The organism is Pseudomonas sp. 1L-C-7-B-C1 (assembly GCF_057291635.1).
Genome location: NZ_JBXAWH010000006.1, coordinates 226,359 through 243,079 on the forward strand (window position 1 = coordinate 226,359; position 16,721 = coordinate 243,079).

Genomic DNA, 16,721 nt, shown 5'->3' on the forward strand with positions numbered 1-16,721 from the left:
GAGCACCCATGAGCACAAAAAAATACTTCGGTACCGACGGTATCCGCGGACGTGTAGGCCAATTCCCGATCACCCCTGATTTCATGCTGAAATTGGGATGGGCAGCAGGGATGGCCTTCCGAAAAATGGGCGCATGCCGGATCCTGGTCGGCAAGGACACACGTATTTCGGGCTACATGTTCGAGTCGGCGCTTGAGGCAGGTTTGTCCGCAGCCGGAGCGGATGTGATGCTGCTGGGTCCGATGCCGACGCCTGCGATTGCTTATCTGACGCGTACGTTTCATGCCGAAGCGGGCATCGTGATCAGTGCGTCGCACAACCCGCACTACGACAACGGCATCAAATTTTTCTCCGGGCAGGGCACCAAGCTACCTGATGAAATCGAACTCATGATCGAAGAGCTCCTCGACTCGCCTATGACGGTCGAGGAGTCAGATAAGCTGGGCAAAGTGTCGCGTATCAACGACGCTGCGGGTCGTTATATCGAATTTTGTAAGAGCAGTGTTCCGACCAGTACTGATTTTGAGGGGCTGAAGCTCGTTGTCGATTGCGCCCACGGTGCAACGTACAAAGTGGCGCCGAATGTGTTCCGTGAGCTTGGCGCCGAGGTGACCGTGCTGTCGGCGGCCCCCAACGGGCTCAACATCAATGACAACTGCGGCTCCACCCACATGGAAGCGCTGCAGGCTGCCGTTGTCGAGCATGGCGCTGACCTGGGCATCGGTTTTGACGGTGATGGCGACCGCGTGCTGATGGTCGACCACACCGGCGCGATCGTCGATGGCGATGAACTGCTTTACATCATCGCGCGTGACCTGCAGGAGCGGGGCCAGTTGCAGGGAGGTGTCGTCGGCACCCTGATGAGCAACCTCGGGCTGGAGCTGGCACTCGCGGATCTGGACATCCCGTTCGTGCGCGCCAACGTGGGCGACCGTTATGTCATCGCCGAGCTGCTGGAGCGTGACTGGCAGGTGGGCGGCGAGAACTCGGGTCATGTCGTGTGCTTCCGGCATACCACGACGGGGGATGCGATCATCGCCGCGCTTCAGGTGCTGCTGTCGATGAAGCGTACCGGTCAGAGCCTCGCGCAATCGCGTTCAGGTTTGAAGAAATGCCCTCAGGTACTGATTAACGTGCGCTTTGAGGGTGGAGGCGTTGATCCGGTCAAGCACCCTGCTGTCATTGAAGCGTGTGACCGCGTGACGGCCGCCATGGGCGGGCGTGGGCGTGTTCTTCTGCGCAAGTCCGGTACCGAGCCGCTGGTGCGGGTAATGGTCGAGGGCGAGGACGAAACCATGGTCCGTGGGTATGCCGATGAACTGGCAAAACTCGTTGCTGAAGTTTGCGCCTGATTTCGGCTTGCCAGTGTTGAAACTGTTGGGTAACATCTGCGCCCACTTTGACCGACGAGGTACAGCATGCGTCGCCCTATGGTAGCTGGTAACTGGAAGATGCACGGTACCCGCGCCAGCGTCGCTGAGCTGATCGAGGGTCTTGCAAATCTCGCCCTTCCGGGTGGCGTAGATGTGGCGGTCTTCCCGCCGAGCCTGCACGTGAGTCTTGTAGTTGATTGCCTGGAAGGGCAGTCGATTTCAGTTGGTGCGCAGAATTGCGCCCATCAAGCCGGGCAAGGCGCGTTGACCGGAGAGGTGTCGTCGACTCAGTTGGCGGATGCAGGCTGCAAGTTTGTGCTTGTTGGGCACTCAGAGCGTCGCCAGGTAATGGGCGAAAGCAATGAAGTACTCAATCGCAAGTTTGAGGCTGCCCAGGCAGCGGGTCTGACTCCGATACTGTGCATCGGCGAGACGCTCGAAGAGCGCAAGGCGGGCAAGACGCTTGAAGTTGTCGGGCAGCAGCTGGACAGCATCATCGAGGAGCTTGGCATCGGTGCTTTCGTTAATGCGGTAGTTGCTTATGAGCCAGTCTGGGCCATCGGTACCGGATTGACTGCCTCGCCGGAACAGGCTCAGGAAGTGCACGCAGCGATTCGTGCGCAGTTGATGAAAGAGAATTCTGAAGTCGCACAAGGTGTGCGTCTTCTATATGGCGGCAGCGTGAAGGCGGCCAATGCGGCCGAACTGTTCGGCATGCCGGATATCGATGGAGGCCTCATTGGTGGCGCCTCCCTGAATGCAGATGAGTTCGGTGCGATCATTCGCGCCGCAGGAAACTGAAAAAATGCTGGAAACAGTCGTAGTCGTTCTTCATCTGCTGGGTGCTCTGGGCGTTGTTGCTCTGGTTTTGCTGCAGCAGGGTAAAGGTGCCGACGCTGGCGCATCATTTGGAGCAGGTGCATCAAATACTGTGTTCGGTGGACAAGGTTCCTCTACCTTTCTCAGTAAACTTACTGCTATACTTGCCGCCTGTTTCTTCATGACTAGCTTAGGGTTAGGTTACTTTGCTAAAGAGAAAGCTCACCAGCTGACTCAAGTAGGTTTGCCAAATCCAGCGGTACTGGAAGTGAAGCAAAAGCCGGCAGCAGATGATGTTCCGGTTCTGGAAGGGCAACAGAAACCAGCTGCAGTACCTGCTGATGTTCCTGTCACTCCAGAGCAAAAGTAATAACGGATTCGCAGCTGTTTTTGGGGCTGCAAAAGAGTTGTAATGCCGAGGTGGTGGAATTGGTAGACACGCAACCTTGAGGTGGTTGTGCCCATAGGGTGTAGGGGTTCGAGTCCCCTTCTCGGTACCAATTAACAAGAAAGCCCGCAGTAGCGGGCTTTCTTGTAGGTGGATGTGTCGGATTGACCCAAATTTGGATCGGTCGTATACTTCCGCCCCAGCTTTGTCGCGGGGTGGAGCAGTCTGGTAGCTCGTCGGGCTCATAACCCGAAGGTCGTTGGTTCAAATCCAGCCCCCGCAACCAGTTTTAGCGGAGCCCCTTTTCAGGGGCTTTTTGTTAGCTGGACACTTTATGACGCCGCTTTTCGCCGGCGTTTTCATGATTGGGCTTTTGCCCATTTTTTATTTGCAGCATGGACGAGGGGGTTCAGGTGTCGAGCAAGCTAGAAGAGTTGCAGGCCTTGTTGGCCCCGGTGGTCGTGGCCCTAGGCTATGAATGCTGGGGTATCGAGTATTCGTCTCAAGGGCGTCACTCGATGTTGCGCGTCTATATCGATAAAGAAGGCGGCGTGTTGGTGGACGATTGCGCGATCGTCAGCCGTCAGATCAGCGGTATTCTGGATGTGGAAGATCCGATCAGCTCCGAATACACGCTCGAAGTTTCCTCTCCAGGCATGGAACGCCCACTGTTCACGATTGAGCAGTTTGCCGAGTTTGCCGGGGCACAAGTGAAGATAAAGCTGCGTTCGCCGTTTGAAGGTCGACGCAACTTTCAAGGCCTTCTCCGCGGGGTGGAGGAGCAGGACGTCGTGGTTCAGGTTGAAGATCACGAGTTTCTGTTGCCGATCGATCTGATCGACAAAGCCAACATTATTCCCACGTTTGACTAAGACGTGCCAGATACAGCGGATCCCGCGGATCCAATGGCTTGCGAAAGGCGAGGCGTACGATGAGCAAAGAAGTACTGCTGGTTGTTGAATCGGTATCCAATGAAAAAGGCGTACCGGCCGATGTGATTTTTGAAGCGCTTGAGATAGCTCTGGCCACGGCCACCAAGAAGCGTTTTGAAGATGAAGTAGACCTGCGTGTCGAGATTAATCGTCAAACAGGTGCCTATGAGACTTTCCGTCGCTGGACCGTCGTCGAAGAAGACGACCTCGACGACCCGGCTATCGAAACGTGGCCGAGCAAAGTTGCCCTGACGCACCCGGGCGCCAACGTTGGCGACGTAGTAGAAGAAAAGATCGATTCCATCGAGTTCGGCCGCATCGCTGCGCAAACTGCCAAGCAAGTCATTGTGCAGAAAGTTCGCGAAGCTGAGCGAGCTCAAGTCGTGGACGCCTACCGTGAGCGTCTGGGCGAAATCATTTCCGGCACTGTTAAAAAAGTTACACGTGACAATGTCATCGTCGACCTTGGTAACAATGCCGAAGCTCTGCTGGCGCGTGAAGACATCATTTCGCGGGAGACTTTCCGCGTGGGTGTCCGCGTCCGTGCATTGCTTAAAGAGATCCGCACCGAAAACCGCGGCCCTCAGTTGATCCTGTCGCGTACCGCGCCGGAAATGCTGATCGAGCTGTTCCGGATTGAAGTTCCGGAAATCGCCGAAGGACTCATTGAGGTGATGGCTGCCTCCCGTGATCCTGGTTCGCGTGCAAAGATCGCAGTTCGCTCCAAGGACAAACGCATTGACCCGCAAGGCGCGTGCATCGGCATGCGTGGTTCTCGCGTGCAGGCTGTTTCCGGCGAGTTGGGCGGCGAACGTGTGGATATCGTGCTTTGGGACGATAACCCGGCGCAGTTCGTCATCAACGCCATGTCGCCTGCCGAAGTGGCAGCGATCATCGTTGATGAAGATGCCCACGCCATGGACATCGCTGTAGGCGCAGACAACCTCGCCCAGGCGATTGGCCGTGGTGGCCAGAACGTGCGTCTGGCCAGTCAGCTGACTGGCTGGACCCTTAACGTGATGACCGAATCGGACATCCAGGCCAAGCAGCAAGCGGAAACCGGCGACATCCTGCGCAACTTTATCGACGAGCTGGAAGTCGATGAGGATCTCGCTCAGGTTCTGGTAGACGAAGGCTTCACCAGCCTGGAAGAGATTGCCTACGTACCGTTGGAAGAAATGCTCAACATCGACGGCTTTGACGAAGACACCGTCAACGAGCTTCGCGCTCGTGCCAAGGATCGTTTGTTGACTAAAGCCATCGCTACTGAGGAAAAGCTGGCAGACGCCCATCCGGCCGAAGACCTGCTCTCGCTTGAGGGTATGGACAAGGATTTGGCGATGGAACTGGCGGTGCGCGGCGTAATTACCCGCGAAGACCTGGCCGAGCAGTCTATTGACGATCTGCTCGACATCGACGGCATTGACGATGATCGTGCCGGCAAGTTGATCATGGCCGCCCGAGCCCATTGGTTCGAGTAAGTAGATGCGGCCTGAGGAGAGAAGTGCATGACGCAAGTCACGGTGAAAGAACTGGCCAAGACGGTCGACACACCGGTAGAGCGCCTGTTACAGCAGATGCGTGAGGCAGGTTTGCCGCACAACGCCGCCGAACAAGTTGTGACCGATATCGAAAAGCAAGCCTTGTTGACGCACCTGAAAAGCGGTCACAAGGCGAAGGTGGAAGAGCCGCGCAAGATCACTTTGCAGCGCAAGACCACCAGTACCCTTCGCGTTGCTGGCAGCAAAAGCATCAGCGTTGAAGTACGTAAAAAGAAAGTCTTTGTTCAGCGCAGCCCGGAAGAAATCGAAGCCGAACGCAAGCGCGAGCTGGACGAACGTCGTGCGGTAGAAAACGCCGCTCGTCAAAAGGCTGAAGAAGAATCCCGCCAGCGTGCCGAAGAAGAAGCGCGCCGTCAGCCTTCGTCGGGTGCCCCCGCTGCCGAGGCTGTTGCAGCGCCGGCATCGGCTCCGCAAGCTGCCGAGCCAGCTCGGGAGACTCCGGCTGCGGCACCTGCTGCGCCTGTCGCCGATCGCAAGAAAGACGAACAGCGTCGCCCTGACAAACCACGCAACGACGATAACAATCGTCGCAGCGGCGGTGGTGATGGCGATCGCAAGAACGCCCCGCATCGCGCATCGGTCAAGGAAAAGGCGCCAACGCCACGCGTTGCTCCTCGTACTACCGACGAAGAAAGCGATGGCTTCCGTCGCGGCGGTCGCGGCAAGGCCAAGCTGAAGAAGCGCAACGCGCACGGTTTCCAGAGCCCTACCGGCCCTGTCGTTCGTGAAGTGAAGATCGGCGAAACCATCAGCGTGGGCGATCTCGCTCAGCAGATGTCGGTCAAAGCTGCCGAGATCATCAAGTTCATGTTCAAGCTGGGTACTCCGGCCACCATCAACCAGGTTCTGGATCAGGAAACTGCCCAGCTGGTCGCTGAAGAACTGGGCCACAAAGTGACCCTGGTCAGCGACACCGCGCTGGAAGATTCCCTGGCCGAGTCCCTGAAGTTTGAAGGTGAGACGTTCTCCCGTGCGCCGGTTGTAACGGTCATGGGTCACGTTGACCACGGTAAAACTTCGCTGCTCGACTACATCCGACGCGCCAAGGTGGCTGCTGGCGAAGCCGGTGGTATCACCCAGCACATCGGTGCATACCACGTAGAAACCGAGCGTGGCATGGTGACGTTCCTCGATACCCCGGGTCACGCTGCGTTTACCGCAATGCGTGCCCGTGGTGCCAAGGCAACCGACATCGTGATTCTGGTTGTCGCTGCAGACGACGGCGTGATGCCGCAGACCATCGAAGCCGTGCAACACGCCAAGGCTGCCGGTGTTCCGCTGGTCGTAGCCGTTAACAAAATCGACAAACCGGGCGCCGACCTGGACCGTATCCGCAGTGAGCTGTCCGTTCACGGCGTAACGTCCGAAGAGTGGGGCGGCGAGACACCTTTCGTCTCGGTCTCCGCGAAGATGGGTACCGGCGTGGACGAGCTGCTTGAAGCCGTTCTGCTGCAGGCCGAAGTTCTGGAATTGATGGCAACGCCGTCGGCTCCGGGTCGTGGTGTTGTGGTTGAATCGCGTCTGGACAAGGGCCGTGGCCCGGTTGCCACTGTTCTGGTTCAGGACGGTACGCTGCGTCAGGGCGACATGGTTCTGGTTGGCTCCAACTACGGTCGCGTTCGGGCAATGCTCGACGAGAACGGCAAGCCAATCAAGGAAGCCGGTCCGTCGATCCCGGTCGAGATTCTCGGCCTGGATGGTACGCCGGACGCTGGCGACGAGATGAGCGTTGTTGCCGACGAGAAGAAAGCCCGTGAAGTGGCTCTGTTCCGTCAAGGCAAGTTCCGCGAAGTCAAGCTGGCCCGTGCTCACGCCGGCAAGCTGGAAAACATCTTCGAGAACATGGGTCAGGAAGAGAAGAAGACGCTCAATATCGTCCTCAAATCCGATGTCCGTGGTTCTCTGGAAGCGTTGCAGGGTGCATTGAATGGCCTGGGTAACGACGAAGTGCAAGTGCGTGTAGTGGGCGGCGGTGTCGGTGGTATCACCGAAAGCGACGCCAACCTGGCACTGGCCTCCAACGCTGTACTGTTCGGCTTCAACGTGCGTGCCGATGCTGGCGCGCGCAAGATCGTCGAGCAGGAAGGTCTGGATATGCGTTACTACAACGTCATCTACGACATCATCGAAGACGTCAAGAAGGCCCTCACCGGTATGCTTGGCAGTGACGTTCGGGAGAATATCCTGGGTATCGCTGAAGTCCGCGACGTGTTCCGCTCGCCGAAATTCGGCGCGATCGCCGGTTGCATGGTCATCGAAGGCGTTGTCTTCCGTAACCGTCCAATCCGTGTACTGCGTGAAGACATCGTTATCTTCGAAGGCGAGCTGGAATCCCTGCGCCGCTTCAAGGATGACGCTTCCGAAGTACGTGCCGGCATGGAATGCGGTATCGGCGTCAAGAGCTACAACGACGTCAAGGTCGGTGACAAGATCGAAGTCTTCGAGAAGGTCCAAGTGGCTCGCAGCCTCTAAATCGCGAGCTTCAGGAGTCGTGGCTTGCGCCGCATGAAAATGCCAGGCGTCGGTCATGGACTCTAAACGCAACGCCCGGTCCGGCTCTCGCCAGGCCGGGCGTTTGCCGCTTTCAGACCACATGGCTTTTGCCATGGGTCAGCAGTGACAGGTAACAAGACATGGCAAAAGAATACAGCCGTACCCAACGTATCGGCGATCAGATGCAGCGTGAGCTGGCACAGCTGATCCGTCGTGAAATCAAAGACCCCCGCGTGGGTCTGGTCACCATCACCGCCGTCGACGTCAGCCGTGATGTCGGTCACGCGAAAATCTTCATGACCGTGATGGGTCAGGACAGCGCCGAAGAGATCGCGCAGTCGATCAAAGTGCTAAACGCCGCTGCAGGCTTCCTGCGTATGCAACTGGCGCGTGAGATGAAGCTGCGCAGCGTTCCGCAGCTGCATTTCCATTACGACGAAAGCGTTGCCCGTGGCGCGCACTTGTCGGCCTTGATCGAGCGTGCCGTGGCTGAAGATGGTCAGCACCAAGCCGCACCCAAGCAAGACGGTCCGGAGGAATAAGGCGTGGCTCAGGTCAAGCGTATTCGCCGTAACGTCAGCGGGATCATCCTGCTCGATAAGCCGCTGGGCTTCACGTCCAACGCCGCGCTACAAAAAGTGCGCTGGTTGCTCAACGCAGAAAAAGCCGGCCACACCGGCAGTCTTGATCCGCTGGCGACCGGCGTTCTGCCGCTGTGCTTCGGTGAGGCGACAAAGTTTTCGCAGTACCTGCTCGACTCCGACAAGGGTTATGAAACCCTGATGCAGCTCGGCAAGACCACCACCACGGCCGACGCCGAGGGTGAGGTTCTGCAAACGCGGCCTGTGACCGTTGGTCGCTCGGATATCGAAGCAGTGCTTCCGGCATTTCGCGGGGATATCAGTCAGATACCGCCGATGTACTCCGCCCTCAAGCGGGACGGTCAGCCGTTATACAAGCTGGCCCGGGCTGGGGAAGTGGTGGAGCGCGAACCGCGTTCTGTTACTATTGCGCGCCTGGAATTATTGGCGTGTGAAGGTGAGACCGCTCGTTTGGCTGTCGACTGCACCAAAGGCACCTATATTCGTACCCTTGTGGAAGATATCGGTGAGAAGCTGGGCTGCGGTGCATACGTCGCTCAGTTGCGTCGCACCCAGGCCGGCCCTTTCACGCTGGCCCAGACGGTAACGCTGGAAGAGCTGGAAGCGGTGCATGCCGAAGGCGGTAATGAGGCGGTCGATCGCTTCCTGATGCCATCGGACAGCGGGTTGCTGGATTGGCCGTTGTTGCAGTTCTCGGAGCACAGTTCGTTTTACTGGTTGCATGGTCAGCCAGTCAGAGCCCCCGACGCGCCGAAGTTTGGCATGGTGCGGGTGCAGGATCATGAAGGACGCTTCATCGGGATCGGTGAAGTGAGTGAGGACGGGCGCATTGCGCCGCGTCGACTGATTCGGTCAGAGTGACCGGACCCGTCGCGGCAGGGTTTCCTGGCACGGCGGTACGAGGGTGGCTGTTAATAGGCATGGTCACTCCTCACATTTAAATACGAGAGTCAGCTCTCGGCCTGTTGAAGCCGTCTCCCAGGAGCGGTTTCTTGATAAAAGGAATGCCCAAATGGCACTCAGCGTTGAAGATAAAGCTCAGATCGTAACCGACTACCAGCAAGCTGTTGGTGATACTGGTTCGCCAGAAGTGCAAGTTGCACTGCTGACCGCCAACATCAACAAACTGCAAGGCCACTTCAAGGCCAACGGTAAGGATCACCACTCCCGTCGTGGTCTGATCCGTATGGTAAACCAGCGTCGCAAGCTGCTGGATTACCTGAAAGGTAAGGACGTTAGCCGTTACAGCGCCCTGATCGGTCGTCTGGGTCTGCGTCGCTAATAACGACTCGGATAGAGGTTGGTTGTTCGTCATGCTCCACTGGTTTTACCAGTGGGCTGGCGGGCTCCCAGCCTCTAGTTGTATCTGGGCTGCCGAAGGGTCCGATTCCCCTCGCTGCCCAAGAATTCGCAAGAAACCAGTTCCCCAAGAGCCACAAAGAAGGTAGGAAACCGTGAACCCGGTAATCAAGAAATTTCAATTCGGTCAATCGACCGTAACCCTCGAGACTGGCCGCATTGCCCGTCAAGCCTCTGGTGCTGTATTGGTCACCGTTGACGACGACGTCACCGTTCTCGTGACTGTGGTCGGCGCCAAGCATGCAGACGCGAGCAAAGGCTTTTTCCCTCTTTCCGTTCACTACCAGGAAAAGACCTACGCCGCTGGCAAGATCCCTGGTGGTTTCTTCAAGCGTGAAGGCCGTCCTTCCGAAAAAGAAACACTGACTTCGCGTTTGATCGACCGTCCGATCCGCCCACTGTTTCCAGAAGGCTTCATGAACGAAGTGCAGGTTGTCTGCACTGTCGTCTCCACCAGCAAGAAAACCGATCCGGACGTCGCTGCGATGATCGGTACGTCGGCTGCCCTGGCAATCTCCGGCATTCCGTTCGACGGCCCGATCGGTGCCGCGCGCGTTGCTTTCCACGAGAGCACCGGCTACCTGCTGAACCCGACTTACGAGCAACTGAAAGCATCGAGCCTGGACATGGTCGTTGCCGGTACCGAAGAAGCGGTACTGATGGTTGAGTCGGAAGCCAAAGAACTGACCGAAGACCAGATGCTGGGCGCCGTGCTGTTCGCCCACGACGAATTCCAGTCGGTTATCAAGGCCGTCAAAGAGCTGGCCGCCGAAGCTGCCAAGCCAACCTGGAACTGGGCGCCGAAAGCCGAAGCCACTGAACTGCTGGGCGCCATCCGCTCCGAGTTCGGCGCAGCGATCTCCGAGGCCTACACCATCACCGTCAAGGCCGATCGTTATGCTCGCCTGGGTGAGCTGAAGGATCAGATCGTTGCCAAGCTGGCTGTTGAAGACGGCAGCCCGTCCGCAAGTGAAGTGAAAGCAGCCTTCGGCGAAATCGAATACCGCACCGTTCGCGAGAACATCGTCAACGGCAAGCCGCGTATCGATGGTCGCGACACCAAGACTGTGCGTCCGCTGAACATCGAAGTCGGCGTTCTGCCGAAGACTCACGGTTCTGCACTGTTCACCCGTGGCGAGACTCAGGCGCTGGTCGTGGCCACCCTGGGTACTGCGCGTGACGCTCAGTTGCTCGACACCCTCGAAGGCGAGAAAAAAGACCCGTTCATGCTGCACTACAACTTCCCTCCGTTCTCGGTGGGCGAGTGTGGTCGCATGGGTGGCGCAGGTCGTCGTGAAATCGGTCACGGCCGTCTGGCCCGCCGTTCGGTTCAGGCCATGCTGCCTGCTGCCGACGTGTTCCCGTACACCATTCGTGTCGTATCGGAAATCACCGAGTCCAACGGTTCCAGCTCCATGGCTTCGGTCTGTGGTGCTTCGCTGGCCCTGATGGACGCTGGTGTTCCGATGAAGGCGCCGGTTGCCGGTATCGCCATGGGTCTGGTTAAAGAAGGCGAGAAGTTCGCCATCCTGACCGACATCCTGGGTGACGAAGACCACCTGGGCGACATGGACTTCAAAGTGGCCGGTACCGCCAAAGGTGTGACCGCGCTGCAGATGGACATCAAGATCAAGGGCATCACCGAAGAGATCATGGAGATCGCTTTGGGTCAGGCGCTGGAAGCGCGTCTGAACATCCTGGGTCAGATGAACACCATCATCGGTCAGTCGCGCACCGAGCTGTCGGAAAACGCGCCGACCATGATCGCGATGAAGATCGACACCGACAAGATCCGTGACGTGATCGGCAAAGGCGGCGCGACCATCCGTGCCATCTGCGAAGAGACCAAAGCGTCGATCGACATCGAAGACGACGGCTCGATCAAGATCTTCGGCGAAACCAAGGAAGCGGCTGAAGCTGCACGTCAGCGCGTTCTGGGTATTACCGCTGAAGCCGAGATCGGCAAGATCTACGTTGGCAAGGTCGAGCGCATTGTCGACTTCGGCGCGTTCGTCAACATCCTGCCGGGCAAAGACGGTCTGGTGCACATCTCCATGTTGAGCGACGCTCGCGTTGAGAAAGTCACCGACATCTTGAAAGAAGGTCAGGAAGTCGAAGTGCTGGTACTGGACGTGGATAACCGCGGCCGCATCAAGCTGTCGATCAAAGACGTCGCAGCTGCCAAGGCGTCGGGGGTTTAAACCCTCTCTTCTGTAGCTGATAAAAAGAGCCCTTCGGGGCTCTTTTTTTTGAATGCAATTAATGGCTTAGAAACGAAAACCAGACTACGGCGGCTCGTCAGAACATGCATCTTGCAAGTGGAACTTTCTTAAAGCGGGCAATCTGCACGACAGCTGCGGATCCATGAAAATATAAGTCGTTGATTCATAAGGAATATATCTGTGAGCGCGGGTTGGCACAGCGCTTGCGATATACCAGTAACCCTGCAGCCAACGAGATTGGCGCAGATTCTGAGAAAAACAGGAGTTACCCGTATGAAGAAGTTCGCTATTGCTGCTGCTACCGCCACTGCTCTGACTCTGACTATGGCTAACGTAGCCATGGCTCAGACCTCTGCTCAAGCGCCAATGACTGTAGCTGCAAACGAAGTTGCCAAAACCAAAGAGGCTACCTCTGACACCTGGATCACCACCAAGGTCAAAGCTGACCTGGTAACCGAAAAAGGCATTCCAGGCTCCGACATCAAGGTTGAGACTAACAAAGGCGTGGTTTCCCTGTCGTCGACTGTTGCTGTGACTGAAGCACAGAAAACAACTGCTGTAGCCATCACCAAGAAAATCGAAGGCGTTAAGGCTGTTTCGGCTGATGGCCTGAAAGCTGAGTAATTCCACTCGGTAGAACATGCGGAACCATCGGCTGACAGTGGGAAAGTCGTCAGCTGACTGATTCGCGGTTCACCCGAAGGCCACAGTGATGTGGTCATCAGAAGCCCCGGCGCTCGCGTCGGGGCTTTTTTGTGCGCTGATTTCCGTGCGTCTTTCAGCCTGCTCCGCTAGCTCGGGAGCATCTTACGTAGGCTCTGCACTCGCGGTGCGCTACGCTACAGCGCGACTTACTATCCAAATGAGTTGATGACATCCATCTGTTCGGAATGATCGAATTCTGATGAGCACATTACTTGCATATCACGCAGCCCCTTGTGGATTCGGTGGAGAAACTACCCACAGTCTCAATGCCTTGATCTGCCGTCATCAACTACAGTCTGGTGCGAAGCACTGTTCACCCATAATGGCGCTGCCTTGCATCGGCCCAGGCCTGAAACTCTTTTGCTGTGAGAAGTAAATGCCCACGATTCCCTTATTGATTTGCGACGACTCCAATATGGCGCGGAAGCAGCTGATGAAATCCCTGCCGCCTGAGTGGGATGTGTCAGTGACCACGGCGACCAATGGCCGTGAAGGGGTCGAGGCGATTCGTCAGGGCCTGGGCAGCGTGGTGTTGCTGGATCTGACGATGCCGGACATGGACGGCTACCAGACGTTGGCCGCCATTCGCGCGGAAAACCTGCAAGCCAGCGTCATTATTGTCTCCGGCGACGTTCAGGAAGAGGCGGTGCGTCGTACCCTCGAACTGGGCGCACTCGCGTTTCTGAAAAAACCGGCCGATCCAGATCAGCTGCAGCAGACCCTTCAGCGGCTGGGCTTGCTGGGGGAGAGCGCCAATCAGTCGGTCGCCCCGGCATTGAGCGTCGACCAGTCCCCCATCAGTTTCAATGATGCATTCCGCGAGACCGTGAACGTCGCGATGGGCCGCGCGGCCGCGTTGCTGGCGAGGGTGTTGGGCGTGTTTGTGCAACTGCCGCTGCCCAACGTCAATATGCTGGAAGTGGGCGAGTTGCACATGGCGTTGTCCGATGCACAGGCCAACGACCGGCTCACGGCGGTGTGTCAGGGCTATATCGGTGGCGGCATCGCCGGCGAAGCGCTGTTGTTGTTCCATGATTCGGAAATCGCCGATATGGCGCAGTTGATGAAAATCGACGATGCCGACTACTCTGATATGGAGATGTTGCTGGATCTGTCTTCCATCCTGATCGGAGCCTGCCTGAGCGGCATTGCGGAGGAGCTCGACGTCGCATTTTCCCAAAGCCACCCCCAGGTGCTGGGGTTGCATAGCGGCATTGAAGAGCTGATCCGTCTCAATGAGCGGCGCTGGAAGAAGACGCTGGCTGTGGAGATCAGTTACAGCCTGGAAGGCCATAACATCCATTTCGATCTGTTGATGTTGTTCACCGAGGACTCGGTCGAGCTGCTGTCGCGGAAACTCGCCCATTTGATGAGCTGATTCATGAACGATCGTATCGATTTCAAGGAATTGCACTGGCTGCTTACCGTGACGCAGAACATCGACGTCGGCGTGGTGGTGCTGGATCAGGAATACCGCGTGCAGGTCTGGAACACCTTCATGGAGAACCGTTCCGGGATACTGTCGTATGAAGCGGCGAACCGTTCGTTCTTTTCGTTATTTCCGGAGATCAACGAACGCTGGCTGAAGAACAAGATCGACAGCGTGATTACCCTCGGCACGCCAGCGTTCACGATCTGGGAGCAGCGCCCTTATCTGGTTCATTTCAAGAGCTATCAGCCCATCACCGGGCAAGAAGACTTCATGTACCAGAACACCACGATGTATCCCCTGCGGTCGACGACCGGGGCGGTGACCCATGTGTGCCTGGTGATCTACGACGTCACCGATGTGGCGACGAACCGTCTGCAATTGCAGGCGGCCAACCGCGAGCTGCAGAAGCTGTCGAGCACCGACCGCCTGACCAGCCTGTACAACCGCGGCCACTGGGAAGAAGCATTGCGTCTGGAGCATGCACGGCACGTGCGGTACGGCTCGTCGGCGGCTTTGGTGATGTTCGACATCGACCACTTCAAGCGCGTGAATGACACCTTTGGCCATCAATGCGGTGATCGGGTGATCCAGCGGGTGGCGGACGTGGTGCGTGAGCACATCCGTGACGCTGACATCGCCGGCCGTTACGGTGGCGAAGAGTTCGCAGTGCTGCTGCCGGACACCGACAAGCAGGGGGGCGCCATGTTTGCCGAGCGTCTGCGCGCGGCCGTCGAGGCGCTGGACGTCATGCAGGAAGGCGAAGCCATTCATTGCACGATCAGCCTGGGTGTCGCTGACATGACCTCGCCGATGGACGACTACAAGATGCTGATCGAACGGGCGGATCAGGCGCTGTACGAATCCAAGAAAAACGGGCGCAATCGCGTGTCAGTGGATGCCTCGGATTGAAGGCGACTACGCAGGCACCGACAGTAAAACGCCCTCACTAGGAGGGCGTTTTCAGTTCAACAGCTTTTCTTTTTGTCACCGTAATCACAGCACCACGCTTGGCAGCCACAGCGAGATCGCAGGAATGTACGTCACCGCCATCAGTACCAGGAAAAGTGCGACATAGAAGGGAAGCAGCGCTTTCACTGTGGCCTCGATCGTGACCTTGCCCACCGCAGCGCCCACGAAGAGCACGGCCCCTACAGGCGGCGTGATCAAACCGATGCCCAGGTTGACCAGCATGATCATCCCGAAGTGCACCGGATCGACGCCGATGCCGACGATTACCGGCAGCAGGATCGGGGTGAGGATGAGGATCAGTGGCGCCATGTCCATTACCGTGCCCAGCAGCAACAACATGACGTTGATGCACATCAGGATCACGTAGCGGTTGTCCGACAGCGTCAGAAACGCCGTGGTGATCTTCATCGGGATTTCCATCAGCGTCAGGATGTAACCGAAGCTGGCGGCGAAACCGATCAGGATCATCACGATGGAAACCGTGCGCACGGCCCGATGCATCAGCTTGGGCAGGTCGCGCCATTTGTAATCGCGGTAGATGAACATGGTGACGAAGAACGCCCACAGCACTGCGATCGCTGCGGACTCGGTGGCCGTGAACATGCCCGACAAAATGCCGCCCAGAATGATCACCATCGCCATCATGCCCCACAGGGCTTCACCGGCGATTTTCAACGCCTTGCGCAGCGGTATCACTTCGCCTTTCGGGTAATTACGCTTACGGGCGAAGATCATGCACAGCACCATCATCACGGCGCTGAGCAACAGGCCTGGCATGATGCCAGCCATGAACAGCGACGCGATCGACACCGTGCCACCGGCGGCCAGCGAGTACAGCACCGAGTTATGGCTGGGCGGTGTCAGCAATGCTTGCACCGAACCACTCACCGTCACCGCCGTGGAGAAGTCCCGCGGATAGCCGTTGCGCTCCATTTCCGGGATCAGCACCGAACCCACCGACGCCGTATCGGCAACCGACGAGCCGGAGATGGCGCCGAAGAACGTCGAGGCAACGATGTTCACCAGCGACAGGCCGCCGCGCACGAAGCCCACCAGAACCCCGGCGAACGCCACAAGCCGACGGGACATCCCGCCCTCGGCCATGATCGCGCCGGCCAGTACGAAGAACGGGATCGCCAGCAACGAGAACTTGTTCACGCCACCCGCGACTTGAATCATCAGCGCGTCGAACGGGATCTCGATCCACCACGCGCCGATCAGCGCAGACAGGCCGAGGGCGAACGCCACCGGCATGCCGACCAGGATCAGCGCGATGAAGCTGCCCAACAGAATAAATGCGTCCATCATGCTGCCTCTTCGCTGGATTCGACCACGTCGTAACTCACCACCCGACGGTGACGCTGGTCACCCAGAAACAGCTTCTCCAGGACGAAGATCAGCGTCAGTACGCCGCCGATGGGAATCGGCAGATAGGAGATGCCAACCCGCAGCGCTGGCATCTCGCCCAGAAACTGGTTCCAGGTGTTCAGGCACAGCTTCATGCCCTTGACCGCCATGAACACGCAGACCACCGCCATCAGAATCTGCACCAGCACTGCGGCAGCATTACGTGCGTTTTCTGGCAGGCGGTCGGTGGCCATGTTGACCGCCATGTGCGCACCGGCCCGATAACTTGCGGCGGCGCCGAAGAAGGTGAACACCACCATCAGCAGAATGGCGGTGGGTTCCGGCCAGCTGGAGCCGGTGCCCAGGACGTAGCGGGCGAAGATGCCCCAAGGGATGATCAGCGCCATGGTCAGCATCGACAGGCCCGCGATCCCGATGCAGAGGCGATACAGTGCGTCATTGAAGCGCAGAATCGTGTTTTTCATAGGCTCACCACAACGACGGTGAACGGCCGGGGC

General features: G+C 57.8%; 15 protein-coding genes and 2 tRNA genes. 15 read left to right on the forward strand and 2 right to left on the reverse strand.

Features of this window, described 5'->3' with window-relative positions; genetic code table 11:
• The first annotated feature begins 8 nt into the window (after positions 1-8).
• From glmM to AC0Z8Z_RS11965, 15 genes are all read left to right on the forward strand, one after another.
• Complete coding sequence (gene glmM / locus AC0Z8Z_RS11895) at positions 9-1,352, forward strand: phosphoglucosamine mutase (protein WP_485619279.1); 1,344 nt, start codon at positions 9-11, stop codon at positions 1,350-1,352.
• A 66-nt stretch (positions 1,353-1,418) separates the two neighbouring features.
• Positions 1,419-2,174: a triose-phosphate isomerase gene (tpiA, locus tag AC0Z8Z_RS11900; RefSeq protein ID WP_485619222.1), complete on the forward strand. Its 756-nt coding sequence runs from the start codon at positions 1,419-1,421 to the stop codon at positions 2,172-2,174.
• Positions 2,175-2,178: 4 nt separating this feature from the next.
• Positions 2,179-2,562, forward strand: a complete 384-nt coding sequence (secG, locus tag AC0Z8Z_RS11905) for a preprotein translocase subunit SecG (protein WP_122535425.1) — start codon at positions 2,179-2,181, stop codon at positions 2,560-2,562.
• 44 nt (positions 2,563-2,606) lie between these two features.
• Positions 2,607-2,692, forward strand: a tRNA-Leu gene (locus AC0Z8Z_RS11910).
• A 97-nt stretch (positions 2,693-2,789) separates the two neighbouring features.
• Positions 2,790-2,866 (forward strand) — tRNA-Met (locus AC0Z8Z_RS11915).
• A gap of 127 nt (positions 2,867-2,993) precedes the next feature.
• A complete protein-coding gene (gene rimP, locus AC0Z8Z_RS11920; protein WP_163022007.1) occupies positions 2,994-3,452 on the forward strand; it encodes a ribosome maturation factor RimP in 459 nt (152 codons plus the stop codon).
• Between the two features lie 59 nt (positions 3,453-3,511).
• Entirely contained in the window at positions 3,512-4,993 is a 1,482-nt protein-coding gene (gene nusA, locus AC0Z8Z_RS11925) for a transcription termination factor NusA (RefSeq protein WP_065987602.1), read from the forward strand.
• A gap of 27 nt (positions 4,994-5,020) precedes the next feature.
• Entirely contained in the window at positions 5,021-7,546 is a 2,526-nt protein-coding gene (gene infB, locus AC0Z8Z_RS11930; RefSeq protein WP_485619223.1) for a translation initiation factor IF-2, read from the forward strand.
• A gap of 161 nt (positions 7,547-7,707) precedes the next feature.
• Positions 7,708-8,109: a 30S ribosome-binding factor RbfA gene (gene rbfA / locus AC0Z8Z_RS11935; RefSeq protein ID WP_122535428.1), complete on the forward strand. Its 402-nt coding sequence runs from the start codon at positions 7,708-7,710 to the stop codon at positions 8,107-8,109.
• Between the two features lie 3 nt (positions 8,110-8,112).
• Positions 8,113-9,030: a tRNA pseudouridine(55) synthase TruB gene (gene truB, locus AC0Z8Z_RS11940; RefSeq protein ID WP_065987599.1), complete on the forward strand. Its 918-nt coding sequence runs from the start codon at positions 8,113-8,115 to the stop codon at positions 9,028-9,030.
• Between the two features lie 151 nt (positions 9,031-9,181).
• The gene (gene rpsO / locus AC0Z8Z_RS11945) at positions 9,182-9,451 is read left to right on the forward strand and encodes a 30S ribosomal protein S15 (protein WP_037015114.1); all 270 of its coding nucleotides are present in this window, start codon (positions 9,182-9,184) and stop codon (positions 9,449-9,451) included.
• 172 nt (positions 9,452-9,623) lie between these two features.
• On the forward strand, positions 9,624-11,729 hold the full coding sequence (gene pnp, locus AC0Z8Z_RS11950) for a polyribonucleotide nucleotidyltransferase (RefSeq protein ID WP_065987598.1): 2,106 nt from the start codon (positions 9,624-9,626) through the stop codon (positions 11,727-11,729).
• 294 nt (positions 11,730-12,023) lie between these two features.
• Entirely contained in the window at positions 12,024-12,374 is a 351-nt protein-coding gene (locus tag AC0Z8Z_RS11955; RefSeq protein ID WP_485619224.1) for a BON domain-containing protein, read from the forward strand.
• A gap of 457 nt (positions 12,375-12,831) precedes the next feature.
• Entirely contained in the window at positions 12,832-13,833 is a 1,002-nt protein-coding gene (locus AC0Z8Z_RS11960; RefSeq protein ID WP_485619225.1) for a response regulator, read from the forward strand.
• A 3-nt stretch (positions 13,834-13,836) separates the two neighbouring features.
• Complete coding sequence (locus tag AC0Z8Z_RS11965) at positions 13,837-14,796, forward strand: sensor domain-containing diguanylate cyclase (protein WP_485619226.1); 960 nt, start codon at positions 13,837-13,839, stop codon at positions 14,794-14,796.
• Between the two features lie 84 nt (positions 14,797-14,880).
• Here AC0Z8Z_RS11965 and AC0Z8Z_RS11970 read toward each other — a convergent pair whose 3' ends face one another.
• Together AC0Z8Z_RS11970 and AC0Z8Z_RS11975 are read right to left on the reverse strand one after the other, a co-directional pair.
• Positions 14,881-16,161, reverse strand: a complete 1,281-nt coding sequence (locus AC0Z8Z_RS11970) for a TRAP transporter large permease (protein WP_485619280.1) — start codon at positions 16,159-16,161, stop codon at positions 14,881-14,883.
• The gene (locus AC0Z8Z_RS11975) at positions 16,161-16,688 is read right to left on the reverse strand and encodes a TRAP transporter small permease (protein WP_122535434.1); all 528 of its coding nucleotides are present in this window, start codon (positions 16,686-16,688) and stop codon (positions 16,161-16,163) included. Before AC0Z8Z_RS11975 ends, AC0Z8Z_RS11970 begins: the two co-directional genes overlap by 1 nt.
• Positions 16,689-16,721 lie beyond the last annotated feature (33 nt).